The sequence below is a fragment of the Syntrophorhabdaceae bacterium genome (assembly GCA_028713955.1).
GTDB lineage: Bacteria > Desulfobacterota > Syntrophorhabdia > Syntrophorhabdales > Syntrophorhabdaceae > UBA5609.
Genome location: JAQTNJ010000052.1, coordinates 1 through 16139, shown reverse-complemented (window position 1 = coordinate 16139; position 16139 = coordinate 1). Strand labels below are relative to the sequence as shown.

The following is a 16139-nucleotide window of genomic DNA, read 5'->3' as shown; positions in this document are numbered from 1 at the left end:
TCGCAAACATCTTACAATAAAAGACTATCCTTGTAAAGAAAAACACCTGCCAAAGAAAACCCCCTGGGTGGGTTCCCAGGGGGAAGGGGGGTTATTATGAGAAGCTATGGAGGTGGTTTTGCGGTTTCAGTCACTTTGTGAAAGAATGTACTTGGTAGCCTTTCCAGAATAAGCATCCGTAACACAAAGTAAAGGTATGATCCAATAACCCATAATTATCAAGTGTTCTAAAGTAGCTATTTTGTGAATTATTTAACATACCTGAATAAATAATAGAGCATAATGGTATTTTTGTCAATAGAAAATTTAAAAAAGATCAACTAAAAAAACATAAGGGGGATTCGGTCTGCTATCAGGTAGCCATTGAGTGTCGGTGAGACCCTGTTGCCTTCAACCCTGACAATGCCGGAGGACTTAAGCTGTACCAGCATCTCGCTATCGGAAGATTGATATACAATATCATCTACGTTCACGCCGTTTTGGGTCCTGAAGCCGAGCAGGAGCTTTTCGAGTCTTACCTGTTCCGGGGAAAGCTTCTCCTGCCCCGCCACAGGTCGTTTGCCTTCCAAAAGGAGGTGACAATAATCTCTTACAGACCTGCAGTTCCACCAACGCACGTTATCACGGAAGGAATGTGCTCCGGGGCCAAGCCCGAGGTACGCTGTGCGTTGCCAGTATTTCAGGTTATGGCATGAAAAATATTCTTCTCCTTTTGCAAAATTTGAGACCTCATAATGAATAAAGCCATGATCCTGCAAGAAATGTGAGGTATATGTAAAGAATCGTCTCTCCTGTTCTTCGGTGATCCTTTTGAGTTTACCCTCCGATACCATCCTACCGAAAGGAGTTCCATCTGACACGGTCAACTGATAGCAGGAAAGGTGGGCAGGTTCCCATGAAAGGACCCTCTCGAGGGTGTTTGCCCAGCTCCTTTTGGTCTGGCCATGGAAACCATACATGAGATCAACACCAAAATTATGGAATCCTGAGGATTGCATGAGCTCCATTGCCCGTTCTGCTGCAACTGCCGTGTGTCTCCGCTGCAAGAAACGGAGCTCCTCCTCCTGCAACGACTGGACCCCTACGCTCAGACGGTTGATGCCGAGTGCCTTGTAGCAGGCAAGCCGGGGGGGTGTAATATCGTCGGGGTTCATCTCGATAGTCACCTCCGCATCCGGCGAAAAGGCAAAGCTCTTTCGGAGAGAAACTATTAATTGCTCAAGCTCATATTCGCCGAGGATCGATGGTGTCCCCCCTCCGATGTAGAGAGTATCAAAGGCTGAAAACCCTTCCTTACTATAAATAAGGGCCTCCTTTTGAACTCCATCAAGCCAGGATTGGATGAGGGAGGGATCCGTAATCGAATAGAAGTCACAATAGGGACATTTTGTCTTGCAAAATGGTACATGGATATAGAGTCCCGGCAGGTCTTTGTTATTCATTGTCGGCTTATTTATTGTCGGCTTATTTATTGTCGGTTTATTCATTGTCGGTTTATTCATTGTCGGTTTATTCATTGTCGGTCTTCAGCGCGGCCATGAAGGCGCTCTGGGGTATCTCAACGTTGCCGACCATGCGCATGCGCTTCTTGCCTTTTTTCTGCTTCTCAAGGAGCTTCCTTTTCCTCGTGATGTCGCCGCCGTAGCACTTGGCCGTTACATCCTTCCGGAATGCAGAAACAGTAGATCGGGCAATGATCTTGCCTCCGATTGCCCCCTGTATGGCAATCTTGAACTGCTGTTTCGGGATCTCCTCTTTCAACCGTTCACATATTGTGACCGCCCGGTCCCGTGCACGTTCTTTATGGACAAGGATCGAGAGGGCATCGACCTTTTCGGCGTTCACCAGGATATCGAGCCTGACAAGATCGCTTTCCCGGTAGTCGATGATCTCATAATCAAAGGAACCGTATCCCTGGGTGATGCTCTTCAGCTTGTCGTAAAAATCGAAGATGATCTCCGCGAGAGGCATATCGAAGGTCACCTCGACCCTGCCGGGTGTGGGATAATTGAGATGAGAATTAACGCCACGCCTGTCCATGCATATTTTCATCACAGTTCCCACATAACGCTCAGGTATGAGGATATCCGCCCTGATAAAGGGCTCTTCCGATGCTTTGATCTTCGCGGGGTCCGGATAGTAAAGCGGGTTGTCAACGATCACCACTTCTCCGTTGGTCAGGATAAAACGGTACTGGACGCTCGGCGCTGTCATGATGATCGATTGGTCGAACTCCCGCTCGAGCCTTTCCTGCACGATCTCGAGATGTAAAAGTCCCAGGAAACCGCACCGGAAACCCTGTCCCAGTGCTGCCGAGGAATCCTTCTGGTAGATCAGCGACGCGTCATTCAGCTTGTACTTCTCAAGGGCATCAAGGAGGGACTGGTAGTCGTCGGAGGCGATGGGGTAGATGGATGAAAAGACAACGGGTTTTACCTCTTTAAAACCCGGCAACGGAACAGGAACCGGATTCGCATCAAGGGTTATCGTATCACCTATCCTTGTGTCGCTCACCGTCTTGATACCTGCGATGATATAACCGACCATGCCCGCGGTAAGCTCTTTTCTTTGCTCCCGCGCGAGGTGAAAGATACCAACCTCCTCTACTTTATAGATCGTTCCGTTTGACATAAGCCGGATCATGTCGCCAGGGCGCACGGTGCCGTCAAATACACGGCAGCTTACGATAGTCCCCCTGAAGGGATCATAGTGGGCATCAAAGATAAGCGCTGAGAGCGGTTTTTCAGGATCGCCGGCAGGAGGTGGTATCCGGTGGATGATCGCCCCGAAGATATCCTCGATGCCGGTTCCTTCCTTGGCTGAACAGAGGAGTGCGGAATCGGGATCGAGTCCAAGCTCATGGTCTATCTCCAGCTTGACCTTCTCGACATCAGCGACCGGCAGATCGATCTTGTTGATGACAGGAATGATAACGAGACTGTGTTCCATCGCCGCATAGAGGTTGGCGAGGGTCTGCGCCTCAACGCCCTGCGACGCGTCCACAAGAAGGAGCACGCCTTCGCAGGAGGCGAGCGCCCGCGACACCTCATAGGAAAAATCGACATGCCCCGGTGTGTCGATAAGGTTCAGCTCAAATTCCCGGCCATCTTGGTCCGTATACGGCAGGTCAATGGTCTGGCTCTTGATCGTGATGCCCCGCTCCCGCTCGATGTCCATGGTGTCGAGTATCTGGTCACGAAACTGCCGCTCGTCAACGAGATGTGTGTACTGGATCAGGCGGTCTGCCAGCGTTGACTTCCCGTGGTCTATGTGTGCAATGATACTAAAATTCCTGATATGCTTCATAGGTTGTTGATGGTATCCTTTCCGCCTTCCGATTTACGGATTATCTCTATCTGCTCTCAGCCTTGTTGTCATTGCGACCCAGGAGGGTGTGGCCGCTTTGTCATTGCGAGCGGAGCGCGGCAATCTCATCAATAGATTTATACCCTATAGATCGCCACGTCGCTTCGCTCCTCGCGATGACCATAAAATAAGGAACCTTGAATGTAGAATATATCTCCCCTCACGCCTTACAACTCACGACTCACGGATGTAGCACTCTCCGCTCTCAGCCCTTCGCTCTCTGCTGATTTCCTACTTCCCTTTCTTCACCATTTCAATATCCACTTCGCCGCCGAATTCCGCCGCGAGGTCGCCCTGGAGTTTATCAAAATTCTCCTCTTTTTCCAGCTCAATGACCAGTTCTCTGTCATCGAGGACCTTTAACTTGCCATACCTTTTTACAACCTCAGTGACCTTAACGGGATCGGTCGTTACCCACCCCTTCATCCTCTTGACGAGTTCATCGCCGCTGAATGACCGCTCAATGGTAAGGTCTACCCTTCTTTTCTTCGCCTCCCATCCTACAAGCGCCGGCTGCGCCATCATGGGCGTCACCGGGTCATGCATCGCGGCGCACCGAAACCATAGCTTTGCCCTGATCATCTATCCGCTCCTTTTTAATGATTTCTTATCCAACCTGTCCTTAAATTAATGGTTTACGGGCATAAAGTCAAGCATGTAGATACCTACAGAAACTCCTTCAGGGCGCTCATGGTCTTGTGAAGGGTATCCTCCGTATTGAGCCGCAATACCCTGCAGTACGGAAGTTCTGCGGGCTCTTCCTGATCCTCCATCTGCCTCTGGAGGGTCTCTATGTGCGCGTCCGATATGTCGGTATTTTCCGCCATCCTCTTTATAATCCTCTCCCGCAGGACCTCCTCGCAGGCAAAGCAATGGATAAAAAAGGGATTGAGGTCCTTTTCCACACATCTTTGATAAAAGGCCAGTCTCTGGGTCGACTTGAGATATGTTGCGTCCACGACCACCCGTTTTCCCTCCAGGGCATTCTTCACCGCCTCTTCCAGGAGAAGGGAGTATATCCTCTCCGTCTGTTCCTCCGTATATATACCCGTCCCGTATTCACGATACGCATGCTCTTCATCCCTGATGCCCGACAGCCTTTTCCGTATCGCGTCAGATCTGAGAATGATCCAGTCCGGTGAAAATTCCTTCGCGATAGTGGACTTTCCCGAACCTGAAAGACCCATGATCACCACAGGGTTAAAGGTTTGATGGGAATGGTTGAGATAGTATCCCGCGAGGTTGAAGTAATCCCGTGCCGTCTTCATGCCCTGTCGCTTTGTATCTTCATCTCCCACATCGTGTGCCCGGAATCCCTCCACCTTCCCCCTGACAACTGATCTGTATATTTTATAAAATCTCAGGAGTTCTTTATCAAAATCATCCTTCTGATGTTTTGAGTACGCCTTAGAGAGCCTTGCGGAAAGGTCAAACCTTCCCCGGTATTCCAGGTCCATGAAAAGAAAGGCGATGTCTTCGAGGATGTCTATTATCCTGAACGCCTCATTGAACTCTATGCAGTCGAAGATGACCGGGGGTCGCGTCAGGCATATGTGCTGGGAATGGAGGTCCCCGTGCCCTTCCCTTATGTAGCCGCCCTTCCTTCTCTCCGGGAAGGTATGTTGATGTTCATCGATGAAGCTCATCGTGTAATCGACAAGCTGGTTGTACAGTCTTTCCTCGAACATGGTCCCGCAGAAAGGCCTGATCTGCTCAAAGTTTTCCCTGGCTGCATTCGTTATGGTTTCAATGCCACCGTATCTTTTTCCCCGGTAGATCGCTGCCCTGTGATGAAATAAGGCAATGGTCTTCCCGATCTCCTCAAGCTCGCCGTATAAGGGTCTCCCCTCCTCGATAAGGTTATAGAGGATAAGTTCGTGGGGGATCCTCTTCATCTTCACCGCATACTCAACGATGCGACCCCCTTTCTCCCTGTGAAAGGAGTACGCGTCCCCCTTTTGATAGATCGGGACTACTCCAAGATAGACGCCCTGTGCGAGGCGGGAATTGAGGACGACCTCTTTGTGACAGTAAAAACGCCGCTTCCTCAGCGTCGAAAAATCGAGGAATCCGAAATCCACCGGCTTCTTTACCTTGTAGACGAAATCATCACAGAGAAAGATATGGGATATATGGGTTTCCTCGTGGCTTACGCGGGATGTCTGCTCCGGGTAATGTTCCGGGTTCAGGAAAAAATGAAGGAGACCGTCTTCTGAGCAATGGGCTGAGCAATCCACGGGGGAAGTATACTAAAGAATGACGCAAAAGGAAAGGCGTGAGCACTGAAGCATATTAAGGGCGTCTCCGTTACCCTTCGCAGTCAGCGCTTGGGATTCTCAGTTACCTTCCTTAAAATCAGTTATTTAATTATGCCCGTCCCTGAACCCCCTTTGTCGGCAACCGCTACCAGCGGTCCGCCGAACAGAAAGTTCACCGGGAAGCCCGTTTTTTTGGCGATCCGGTGGAACGACTCGTTCGGCCTGTTGATTTTTCTGCTAAACTAATCAGAGACCGAAGAGCTTCATTGACGGCTTCTTCAGTGGAGAATATTTTTGCCACATCGGGACTCAAGAGCACAAGATTTGTGCCTTTGCGGTACTCTTCAAAATACTTGCCGCGGACTCCTACGCCGAGGTCTTCCCGTTTATACTTAGGACGGAGTTCATCGGATGCCTTAACCTTCCTCATAGATCACCCTTTCTTTGCGGTCCATCAGACGCGCGCTTATGATTCTTGTTCGATCTTTACGTTCCGTGTGAGCAACAACAATGAGTCGTTTCTGTATTGATAGCCCAAAGGTTATTTGTCTTTCTTCTTTTCCGGAATGATCCGGGTCTTGAAATGTAACAGCCAGAGGGTCTCCGAAAACTGTGGCAGCTTCCTGAAACGTAACTCTATGTTTCTTTAAGTTTGTTGCTGCCTTCTTTGAATCCCATTCAAATCTCATAGTATATAACTATTATACCAAAATTGGCTTATTATCATAATTATTTTTCGGGGCCGAACAACAAAATCAGCGGCGGATGTAAGATGTCCGCCGCATTGCTTCGTTGGGCAATAAGTTCACTTTGAACCAACACCCCTATTCCCCTATCTCCTTTTTTCCACTATACCAGCGGGGGAGCACTCTGTCACGTTAGTCAACTATGTCCCTGATTGTTGGAGTCGTTGGGCAATTCTTTTCGATCTTATCCTCTCAGATTTCAACATTTCAAAAGCGACCCCTTCGCCCCAAGGTCTTATCCTCAATACTCCGATAAATTAATAATTTAATGGACGTCCCTAATCCCTCCTCTTTTCAGGGCGAACAATATGATCTCCTCCGAGAACGAACAGGGAATGTTCGTTACGATCCTGTGCGCCATGCTGAATACGGAAACAGGTGAGGTAGAGATCGCGAATGCCGGTCATAATCCTCCGCTTATCCATAGAGGCAGGGGCGAAGGTTTTGAATATATCGCTTTGCCCGAGGGCATCGTCCTGGGCCCCATTGAGGGTGCAAGGTTCTCTTCGCTCAAGGTGACCCTTGAGCCTGGCGATGTGATCTTTTTTTATACTGACGGGGTCACCGAGGCCATGAACCCCCGATCAGAATTCTTCTCTGAAGAGAGGCTCAAAACAACGCTAACATCTATGCAGAGTGAGCAGATCGTGGACATGGTCTCCGGCATAAGAGATGCGGTAAAAGACTTTGCCCAGGAAGCCCCCCAGTCGGACGACATCACAATGCTGGCATTACAATACAAAGGCGCAACCGGCGGCAGCTAAACAGGGAACAAGTCCATTAGTTATTTACTTTTTACGGTCGTCCCTTTCGTTTCTGTCTTTTTGCTTTTTCTTAACACCAATCTGATTGAAAGGTAGGGAAACAAGAAAAACAATATGGCACAAATCTTGGCGAACGCGATTCCGAAATAGTTCAGTAAACCATAGTCATGTTTGCTCAACTCAAACCATTGTGAATGCATGCTATAGCCAAAATTTCCCCCGATCAGATAAAAAACAAACCAGACACATAGCAACGCCCAGGACATAAAGAAACAACGGATAAGAACAGCAGACAGCTTTTCCAAAAAATTGTTTTGTTCATTGTTATTCATAACTGACCCCTTCCTTCTGTTTCCATATTACGTTTAATGTTTCAAAGTTGCTCCTTGCACCTGAACCAGTATAGCATTTTCGATAATATCATGGAAATGGTTGAAAGACCGGGCCATCATTTTTTGCCTTGACAGAGTGCTCCCCAACGCTCTATTCGAACACTGATTCCCAAAAAGGTCAAAAAGTGTTCGGTCAGAATCGGAACGGCTGTTCGAATATAATCGGAATAGGTGTTCGAGGTTGAGTGGAATTTACATATTATTACTGTTTATATCATTCCCGCCGAACGGAAAGGTCAGCGAGAAGTCACTGATGGCGGATTTGCTGCACCGCCTTGTTTGACTATTTTTGTGTTCGTTTCCTTGACCAATCGCAAATCTACACGAAAGCCCAGTGCACGTGTGAACTAGTATTCTTGTAGTCGAACGTAGAGTTCACCGGGAAGCCCGCTTTTTGGGCGATCCGGTGGAACGCCTTGTTGGGCGTGTTGTTTTCTGTGCAATATTAATAAGTGAAAGAAGGGCATTGTTGACGGCCTCTTCATTGGGAAAAGCTTTGGCAACCTCGGGCCTCAAAACAATGACGTTTGAGGATTCATTTAATTGCTTTGTATATTTCCCCCGGACAAGCCCGCCGGGGAAATCTGAGCGTTTATATACCGGCCTTAGTTCATCTTTATCGGTTATTTTATCCTTCTTCATAGAGTTCTCGTTCTCCTTTGTCCGCCTTGCGGGCACTTATAATTCGAATTGTATCCTTATGTTCGGTGTGGGATACTACCAGAAGTCTGCCAGCCCGAGAAACACCGAAAGTGACAAAACGTTCTTCGTAAACAGAATGGTCTGGATCATGGCCAGTTGCAGCCATGGGATCGCTTAAAGTAGTTGCAGCTTCTTCAAATGAGACTCCATGTTTTTTAAGGTTGCTCTTAGCTTTCTTCGGGTCCCATTCGATTTTCATGTCTTAGATTATATCATGTTCTTCAAATCGTGCCAAGAGAATGTCTGTTCATTATATGCCGAACATGTGGTTCAGCGAGACGCGCCTCACGCGGATTCGCTACGGCCGAGGGTTGGGCAGGTGCCTTTTTGTAAGTCTTTCTTATCAATGAATCTTCTGTTCCCCCAGTTATTTACTTATTTACGGTCGTTAATCCCTCCCCGATATGGGTGCAATGTCCCGCAAACCCAGCGAGGGCATCCATGTAAACGCCAACTTGCCGGTTCACGAAGTCTATGTATTCACGGATTATGTCGTCGAAGACTTCACTCACGGTTTTCCTCTCGAGTGCTTCGTGCTATTTTGTTGTTAAAGGCCCATCCGGTGCCCTATCCTACACCCTGTATGCCCCTTCTGAGGGCTGCCTTTTGCTCCTTCGCATAGTCCGCATCCACAGCTTTCAGCAGAAGAAGTTCATCGTATGTAGCGTCGAACATTTTCAGCAAGTCGTTTCCAGGTCCCATTGGATTGAGGACGCCTCTGTAGATGTGATACTGACCAGATTCCAGCAAATCTCCAGCGATGTTTCCTATTTGGCTGTAGACCCATTCACGAGGGGTCCGGCCACCGCTTTCTCGAATCATACTAATCAGTGCTTCAGGATTTGAACTAACAGATTTCTCGATCATGTGTCTGACCATCTTAAATGCCTCGGTCTGAAATCTATGCCCTGCTTCATCAAGTGCGCTTAATGCCTCCTTTACCTCTTGGGGGACAGTGGTCTGTTCATTACCCTCAGACAATGAGACTTTTTCTCGCGCTAACCAACGTTCTAACTCGACGAAGTCCTTGAAAGGGGTAGAATGGACTGGCTTTAGTAAGAAAACCTGCCCCCTTGCGTGAGAAATGCGTACTTCTATTCCGTCGCGCCCCAAGCAGACGTCTTTAAAACCTTCTTCGCTGTTCATTCGTCCAATCACGTTCCAGTTCATATTGGCTGCTTGCCGACCTAATGTGTGTGCAGGATGCGTGTATGCTCGCCATAGAAATCTGAGAACAAGAAAAATGGCAACGGCACCCAATATCCAGAATATCATGGCTATGTCTCCTTATTTTTCATGCCCAACAAAAAGTTGAGCCAGAGGCGGGCGCCCTTTCCCGCCGATTGGCTCCAACGTCTGGTTATACAATACAGTTCTCACAGACATGGTCAAGCTTCCTTATTGCATTACGCCATAGTTCTGATCTAATCGGCGCTGATTTCAGTTCTGTTGTGTATTTATGCAGTTCTTTTTCCAATGCCGTTATGAATGCCGTTGCATTGATCGTCTTGTCAGTTCTTGAGAGCATGCTTCCCTTGCGTAGGATTTTCCACCCGCCGTACGTCTCTCCTTGGTGCAAAATTCCGCAACGGACGTTAGAGTAGAACTGCCCACCAAGGCCCACAAACTCCTTCAGATGTGCCGAGGACACAAAGAATTTCTCAAAAACGTCAGATCCTTTCTCCCCCGTCTTTTTGCGTCCCCGTCTGAAGCAAAATAGAGCTTCCATCATTAAGCAACATACCGCCATCATAGCAAAACCGTGCTTACTTGGATTGTTCTTGAACGGGTCTATGTATCGCTCCATGAAACGGGCATCTATGAGATTGGCAATTCCCTCCCGATCTTGACTATCCTTGAAGTCACGATATTGCCGAACCGTAATTCCGCTTGTCAGTTTAGTCCCACCCATCTCCGGTCCTTTTCATGTATAACATGCGGATCAGCGGCGGCTGAAAGCCGTCCGCTGGATTAGCGGGTTATACACTATAGATAGTCCTTTCTTGGTGGACTGAAGAAGTCCAGTACTTCACCGGGATCTACGATTTCAATGCTATGCTCAACATCGCGAGGAATGGAGTATGAATCACCCGGACCAATTTCGCTCCCGAAATTATCAACAATAATTCTATATTTTCCGGAGATCACATATCCACTCTGCTCATTCGGATGCTTATGTAACGGAGGATTGTCCTCTTTCTTGTAAAGCATTTTCGTTACCATTGATTCCGGTCCATGCGAGAGCAGAATAAAATCAACTCCCAGGAAGCTTCTCTTCTGTGCCTCATTCGATTTAACGATCATACTGTCTCCTTGTATGGTGTATAACATGGAGTTCAGCCAGAGGCCGCTTTATGGCCGATTGGCTGGAACGCCTCGTTAGGCCTTGGGCGCATTTGCCTGCGGTACTGGCTGGATTACAACACCGGCCACGAGATAATGCCCCTTCCCTTTATGGTTCTCGACTATTTTCAGGCAATTGGTGGTCTGGAATGTGACCATAGTTGCGTGAAACACAGAGAGAACGGCCTCTTGCAAGCCTTGATCATCTTCAAGCCTTCTAACGATAAGCCCTTTTTCGTTAGCCAGATCATAGCCTATGGGACGACCATGTGTACGGTGTTCCTCGAAATCGCCGAGCCAGTCGGCAATTTCATGTGCTTTGTCTGGTTGCTTGCCCTGAAACATGTACTGCGCAAGCCATAATTCCACTTTTTCCTTTGCTAGTCTGATTGTTTGTTCACAAAGGTTAAGATAGCCTGGCGGAAGTGCCATTAATTTGGGCGCCCATAAGTTGCAGAGCACTGGATTGGCTGTTATCTCGGCCTTGGCTTTATCGAAGTCTTGAAGAATTGTGTGGGCTGGAATTGTAATCTGCGCGCCATTCGGCATGTTAAGCAACATTTGTGGGTCAATAGGGCCAATCGCAGAGTGTTTACCCATTACTATTTCATCGCAGGCGCATGCTATCATCGTCGCAGCCGACATTGCGTTCTGCGGGATAATCGCCCTGATGTGTGTATACTTGGCCCGCAAATACTGCACGATCTGATCTGCTGCTTCGAGAGAACCGCCGGGGCTATGAAGCACCAAATCAAGTTTATCCCCCTTGAGTTCATGAAGGCCTGCCATAAAACCCTGTATATCCTCCGGCGACACCGATAGGGCAGTTGATGGTACCGGGAAGGGGCGCTGAATTCCGTAGGAACTGAAGTATACGACCGTATCCCGCCCGGTGTTCTCGTTGAGTAGGGCAAGATACTTACGTCGAATGTTGTCTTGGCCTGTGTTTTTCAACTCGTTAATTTCTGCCTGGATATGCTCACGTGTTGGCATCTTGGGCCTCCTTGACCGAAGTTTCGGTGTCAATCCAATACACGGTAGGGGTAGTAGCCTGCTCTACCTCCAAGCAGTTTGTGAACGATGACTGAATAAGAAAACTATTTTCCTTTGCAACATGGAGAAGCACCCTTAATTCTTCATCATAGTTACGTTTTTCTATGCTCACTTTATTGCCCTCCCAAGTACTATTTTGATTTGCCTAACGCCTGCATAACCGGGAGTGGCCCGACAGGGCCGCGATCCGGTTCATGCGGTTGTTCGGTCGTATTACGGCTCGCCAGCATTGGATGAGTCTCCTTCAACAGGTACGCTCATTTCTTCTGAAATGATCTCATAACTTCCTCATTGAGGCCAGCGACAAAATCTATCGCGGCCCAGACAGTCCGAAGAATCAAAACAAATTCTAGCCAGATGAGTGGACGAAGGCGATCATCGGCGATCCATTTGTCATAGACGCGCTTTAGGCCTTTGTTTGCGTGTGAGAGGCCGCCGAAGATGAATATCTCCATGACCTTCCTCTTCGTATCAATACCGTGCGCTTCGACCACGGCGCACCGACCATCGAGGTAGGTGTTCAGATTTTGTCGGACTATCTGAAATGCAGTTCTATGAACATCTGAAATGCTGGCAGATTCATAGACCTTCGCGAGGTTAGCGAATGAGCATAGCTCGTTGTTCTGGATGAAGAAGCGAAAAGTCAAAACGAAGGCATCGATGTTTTCCTGATCGGGGCCGTCCCCAACTACTTCAATAGGCCATCCCAGACCTCCCTTGAACCAGACTGTCTGACCCGAGGCAGCCCTCTTCAAGAAGTTGCTGCCTGCAAGCTTGGAAACCTTCTCATTGAATAATTCCAAGGTACCTATGATGTTCTCTTCATCCATTCTTTTGACCGAACACTTAATATACCAACTTGGTATTTTCTTAGATGATATACCGGGCATGAAAAATGTCAATCAAAATATTCCTGTATTTTCAACATAATACACCCTTCAAGATGCTGTTAAATGGTCTTTGCTGATATTACGTAGTAAAAGCCAATATGTCTTTTTGTGGTCTTATTGACAAAATCATTGGCAGAAAAATAAGTATAGTGCACTATAAAAATGTCAGAGCCGGAAGGCCTTTTGTGGATTCTTTTAGTCGCCGGAAATATTTTTTGCGAGTCGCGACTTAAAGCATAATTTGGGTTCCCTGCCGATGAAGTGAAGCGGGCCTGCGGCCAGGCCGCGTTCAGGCCGAGGCCCGCTGTCTGAAGACCAGGTCAAGTTCGGGCATGGAGCGGAACTGAATCGCTGCAAGGGTAAATTATGCGCAGGGAGCAGGGAGTAAAACAGTTTTCCGGCGTTAAATCAATCTGGGCGACAGGCCGAAGCGAACTATTCGATGTGACAATAAAGGTTATATATGCTGATGAATTTACTATGAGCTATCAGCCATGAACTATGAGCTGTTTCTCATACATATGTCGAAAATATTGGTAAAAACGGTTTACTTTATGGTATAGAGATGTTGCGTTATCATGTATTTTCAAGACCTAATACTTGCGTTACAGAAGTTCTGGGCTGATAAGGGGTGCATCGTTCAGCAGCCTTACGACATGGAGGTCGGCGCCGGGACGTTCCACCCCGCCACGTTTCTCCGGTCCCTCGGTCCTGAGCCGTGGAACACCGCCTACGTCCAGCCGTCCAGGCGGCCGGCGGACGGCCGCTACGGCGAGAACCCCAACAGGCTCCAGCACTACTACCAGTTCCAGGTCATCATGAAACCGTCTCCCAAGGACATTCAGAATATCTATATCGAGAGCCTGAGGAGCTTCGGCATCGATACGTTGTACCATGACATCAGGTTCGTCGAGGATGACTGGGAATCGCCGACACTCGGCGCATGGGGCCTCGGATGGGAGGTCTGGCTCGACGGCATGGAGATCACCCAGTTCACCTATTTCCAGCAGGTAGGCGGCATCAACCTCTCGCCAATTACCGTTGAGATCACCTACGGCATTGAGAGGATCGCCATGTACCTCCAGGACGTGGACAACGTGTACCATGTGAAGTGGAACAAGGATATCCTCTATGGGGATGTGTTCCTCGACCCTGAAAAGGAATTCTCGATCTATAACTTCGAGGAATCGGATCCCGCGATGCTGAGGGGACTCTTCGATACCTTCGAGCGGGAAGGTGAAAGGCTCGTCAAGGGACGGGGGCTTATCTTCCCGTCATACGATTACTGCCTGAAATGCTCGCACATCTTCAACCTCCTCGACGCCCGGGGAGCAATCAGCGTCACCGAGCGGGCGAATTACATTGCGAAGGTACGAAACCTCGCGAAGATGTGCGCGGAGCTATATATTCAGAAACGCGAGGAGCTTGGATATCCGCTCTTAAGAGCAGTGAATAGTCGATAGTGGATAGTGAACAGTGAAAAAAACAAATCCTAAGAATAGTGGATAGTCGATAGTGGATAGTGAACAGCTAAACAAACAAAAAATACATAATACAATATTCCAAAGCCGATACGCTGAACGCCGGCGACATGCAAGCGGGAAAGCCTGCTCCGAACTCCGGCGGCCTGCAAGCAGTCACGCCGAACGCCGAACGCCGAACGCTGCACTCGCACCGAGAGGTGCGATATGAAGACGCTGCTATTAGAGATCGGGACAGAAGAGATACCGGCACGGTTTACTGAACCGGAGAAGGAAGGACTTCTCAAACTGCTGCAGGACGGCTTTACGTTTTCCAGATTGTCCTTCGGGGACATCAACATCCAGACAACACCGCGGCGTATCGCGGCCATCGTGGCGAATGTTGCGGAGAAACAGGAAGAAACGACCACCATAAAATTCGGCCCGCCATTGAACAGGGCCTACGATGAATCAGGCAATCCCACAAAGGCAGCCACAGGCTTCGCGAAATCCCAGGGCGTCGCAATAGAGGATCTGAAAAGAGGCGTCAAGGACGGTGTGGAATTCATCACCGTTGAAAAACTCGAGACAGGGAGGCAGGCCATCGAGATACTCCCGGACCTCCTCCAGGATATCATCGCGAAGATCCCCTTTCAGAAGAAGATGCGCTGGGGCACGGAGAGCTTTGAATTCGCAAGGCCCATCCAGTGGCTCCTGGCCCTTTTCGGCAATCAGCCTGTAAAACTCACCATCGCCGACGTGCAGAGCGGCTCCGTCACCTATGGCCACAGGTTCCTCTCCACGGGACCCATCGGGATCAAAGACCCGTCCGAGTATTTTGAAAAACTGAAGGCAAACTACATCATCGTCAACGAGGCAGAAAGGATGAAGACGATCCTTGAGGGCATCGACAGGATCGAGAAAGAGACAAATGGCAAGGCGATCCGCGACGAAGAACTGATAAAGGAGATCCTCTATATCACCGAATACCCTTACCCGTTGCGGGGAGGCTATGATAAGGAATACCTGAGCATCCCGAAAGAGGTCCTCGTAAACGTCATGAAGAGCCACCAGCGCTACATCCCCATCGAGGGAGAAGACGGCGAGCTCCTGCCCTATTTCATATTCTTTGCCAATACGGTCCCGAAGGACGACGCGAACGTCATCAGGGGCAACGAGAAGGTACTCAGGGCACGGCTTGCCGACGCGCAGTTCTTCTTCGAGGAAGACAAAAAGGTGGGGCTCCTCGAAAGGTACGAGCGCCTCTCTTCCATCGTGTTCCATGTAAAACTGGGGACGCTGAAGGACAAGACCGAACGGGTTATGGCCATTGCGCGCCACATCTCCACATCTCTGAATCTTGGCAATGCTGATACAATAGAGCGGGCCGTCAGGATCATGAAGACAGACCTCCTCACCCACATGGTCGGAGAGTTTCCTGAACTGCAGGGCACCATGGGCAGGATCTACGCCTCCATTCAGGGCGAGGACCAGGATGTGGCGCAGGCGATAGAAGAACATTACCTGCCGACAGGAGGAAACGGGGGGCTTCCCGCAACCATACCCGGGTCAATCGCCGGCATCGCCGACAAGATAGATTCACTGGTATCCTTCTTCTCTGTCGGCATAACCCCGACAGGAAATCTGGACCCCTTTGCGCTCCGGAGACAGACCCTTGGCATCATCAAGATCACTATCGACAAAAACTTCCATATTCCGCTGGAAGATCTCATAAGGACTGCCTACGACAGCGGGAATGCAATTGCCAAACGGCTCTCTTTCGAAGAGACGAAGGCGTCACTCACAGAATTTGTGACCACGCGCTTCAAGTTCGCCATGATCGACGAGAACCATAACCAGGATTTTGTCGAGAGTGTGCTTCCTTTTGTGGCGCAGGATATCTATGACGGGTACCTCCGGCTCCTTGCCCTTGAGACCCAGAAATCCATAGCCGATTTTGAAAGGCTCATGGTGGGGTTCAGGCGGGTCTACAACATCACAAAGCAGCTAAGCGGTGAGATGGTTGTTGACCCGAAGCTTTTCAGCCTGAAAGAAGAGGATGAGCTTTACAATCTTTACGGATCAAAGAAGGATGAATTTTTTTCTTTCATGGCCGGGAGAAGGTACGACAACGCCCTTGCAATTCTCGTAAGTTTCAAGGAGAC

General features: G+C 49.0%; 16 protein-coding genes. 3 read left to right on the top strand and 13 right to left on the bottom strand.

Annotated features, from left to right (window positions below):
* Positions 1–320 precede the first annotated feature (320 nt).
* The 5 genes from hemW to PHU49_06520 all read right to left on the bottom strand — a co-directional run bounded on the left by hemW (position 321) and on the right by PHU49_06520 (position 6054).
* Positions 321–1517, bottom strand: coding sequence for a radical SAM family heme chaperone HemW (gene hemW / locus PHU49_06540; protein MDD5243660.1), 1197 nt, complete (start codon positions 1515–1517; stop codon positions 321–323).
* On the bottom strand, positions 1510–3306 hold the full coding sequence (gene lepA / locus PHU49_06535; protein ID MDD5243659.1) for a translation elongation factor 4: 1797 nt from the start codon (positions 3304–3306) through the stop codon (positions 1510–1512). Before lepA ends, hemW begins: the two co-directional genes overlap by 8 nt.
* 291 nt (positions 3307–3597) lie before the next feature.
* Positions 3598–3948 carry a hypothetical protein gene (locus PHU49_06530; protein ID MDD5243658.1) on the bottom strand — a complete coding sequence of 117 codons (351 nt, stop codon included), beginning with the start codon at positions 3946–3948 and terminating at the stop codon, positions 3598–3600.
* 83 nt (positions 3949–4031) lie between these two features.
* Positions 4032–5603 carry an AAA family ATPase gene (locus PHU49_06525; protein ID MDD5243657.1) on the bottom strand — a complete coding sequence of 524 codons (1572 nt, stop codon included), beginning with the start codon at positions 5601–5603 and terminating at the stop codon, positions 4032–4034.
* A gap of 193 nt (positions 5604–5796) precedes the next feature.
* The gene (locus PHU49_06520) at positions 5797–6054 is read right to left on the bottom strand and encodes a hypothetical protein (GenBank protein ID MDD5243656.1); all 258 of its coding nucleotides are present in this window, start codon (positions 6052–6054) and stop codon (positions 5797–5799) included.
* Positions 6055–6678: 624 nt separating this feature from the next.
* On the opposite strand from PHU49_06520, the gene PHU49_06515 reads away from it, so the two are divergent.
* Complete coding sequence (locus PHU49_06515) at positions 6679–7134, top strand: PP2C family protein-serine/threonine phosphatase (protein MDD5243655.1); 456 nt, start codon at positions 6679–6681, stop codon at positions 7132–7134.
* Positions 7135–7901: 767 nt separating this feature from the next.
* On the opposite strand, the gene PHU49_06510 is transcribed toward PHU49_06515, so the two are convergent.
* The 8 genes from PHU49_06510 to PHU49_06475 form a co-directional block, all read right to left on the bottom strand.
* Entirely contained in the window at positions 7902–8168 is a 267-nt protein-coding gene (locus PHU49_06510; GenBank protein ID MDD5243654.1) for a hypothetical protein, read from the bottom strand.
* The gene (locus PHU49_06505) at positions 8155–8427 is read right to left on the bottom strand and encodes a BrnT family toxin (GenBank protein ID MDD5243653.1); all 273 of its coding nucleotides are present in this window, start codon (positions 8425–8427) and stop codon (positions 8155–8157) included. The genes PHU49_06510 and PHU49_06505 overlap by 14 nt, the downstream gene beginning before the upstream one ends.
* Positions 8428–8795: 368 nt before the next feature.
* Positions 8796–9503 carry a hypothetical protein gene (locus tag PHU49_06500; protein ID MDD5243652.1) on the bottom strand — a complete coding sequence of 236 codons (708 nt, stop codon included), beginning with the start codon at positions 9501–9503 and terminating at the stop codon, positions 8796–8798.
* An 85-nt stretch (positions 9504–9588) separates the two neighbouring features.
* A complete protein-coding gene (locus tag PHU49_06495; protein ID MDD5243651.1) occupies positions 9589–10140 on the bottom strand; it encodes a hypothetical protein in 552 nt (183 codons plus the stop codon).
* Positions 10141–10214: 74 nt separating this feature from the next.
* Positions 10215–10532 carry a cupin domain-containing protein gene (locus PHU49_06490; protein MDD5243650.1) on the bottom strand — a complete coding sequence of 106 codons (318 nt, stop codon included), beginning with the start codon at positions 10530–10532 and terminating at the stop codon, positions 10215–10217.
* A gap of 75 nt (positions 10533–10607) precedes the next feature.
* A complete protein-coding gene (locus PHU49_06485; GenBank protein ID MDD5243649.1) occupies positions 10608–11564 on the bottom strand; it encodes a hypothetical protein in 957 nt (318 codons plus the stop codon).
* Positions 11551–11736, bottom strand: coding sequence for a hypothetical protein (locus tag PHU49_06480; GenBank protein ID MDD5243648.1), 186 nt, complete (start codon positions 11734–11736; stop codon positions 11551–11553). The genes PHU49_06485 and PHU49_06480 overlap by 14 nt, the downstream gene beginning before the upstream one ends.
* 145 nt (positions 11737–11881) lie before the next feature.
* On the bottom strand, positions 11882–12454 hold the full coding sequence (locus PHU49_06475; GenBank protein MDD5243647.1) for a hypothetical protein: 573 nt from the start codon (positions 12452–12454) through the stop codon (positions 11882–11884).
* 638 nt (positions 12455–13092) lie between these two features.
* Between PHU49_06475 and PHU49_06470 the strand changes: the two genes are divergently transcribed.
* Both PHU49_06470 and glyS read left to right on the top strand, forming a co-directional pair.
* Positions 13093–13977, top strand: a complete 885-nt coding sequence (locus PHU49_06470; protein ID MDD5243646.1) for a glycine--tRNA ligase subunit alpha — start codon at positions 13093–13095, stop codon at positions 13975–13977.
* A 225-nt stretch (positions 13978–14202) separates the two neighbouring features.
* Positions 14203–16139 (top strand): glycine--tRNA ligase subunit beta (gene glyS, locus PHU49_06465; GenBank protein MDD5243645.1); only part of this gene is annotated, 1937 nt, incomplete at its 3' end.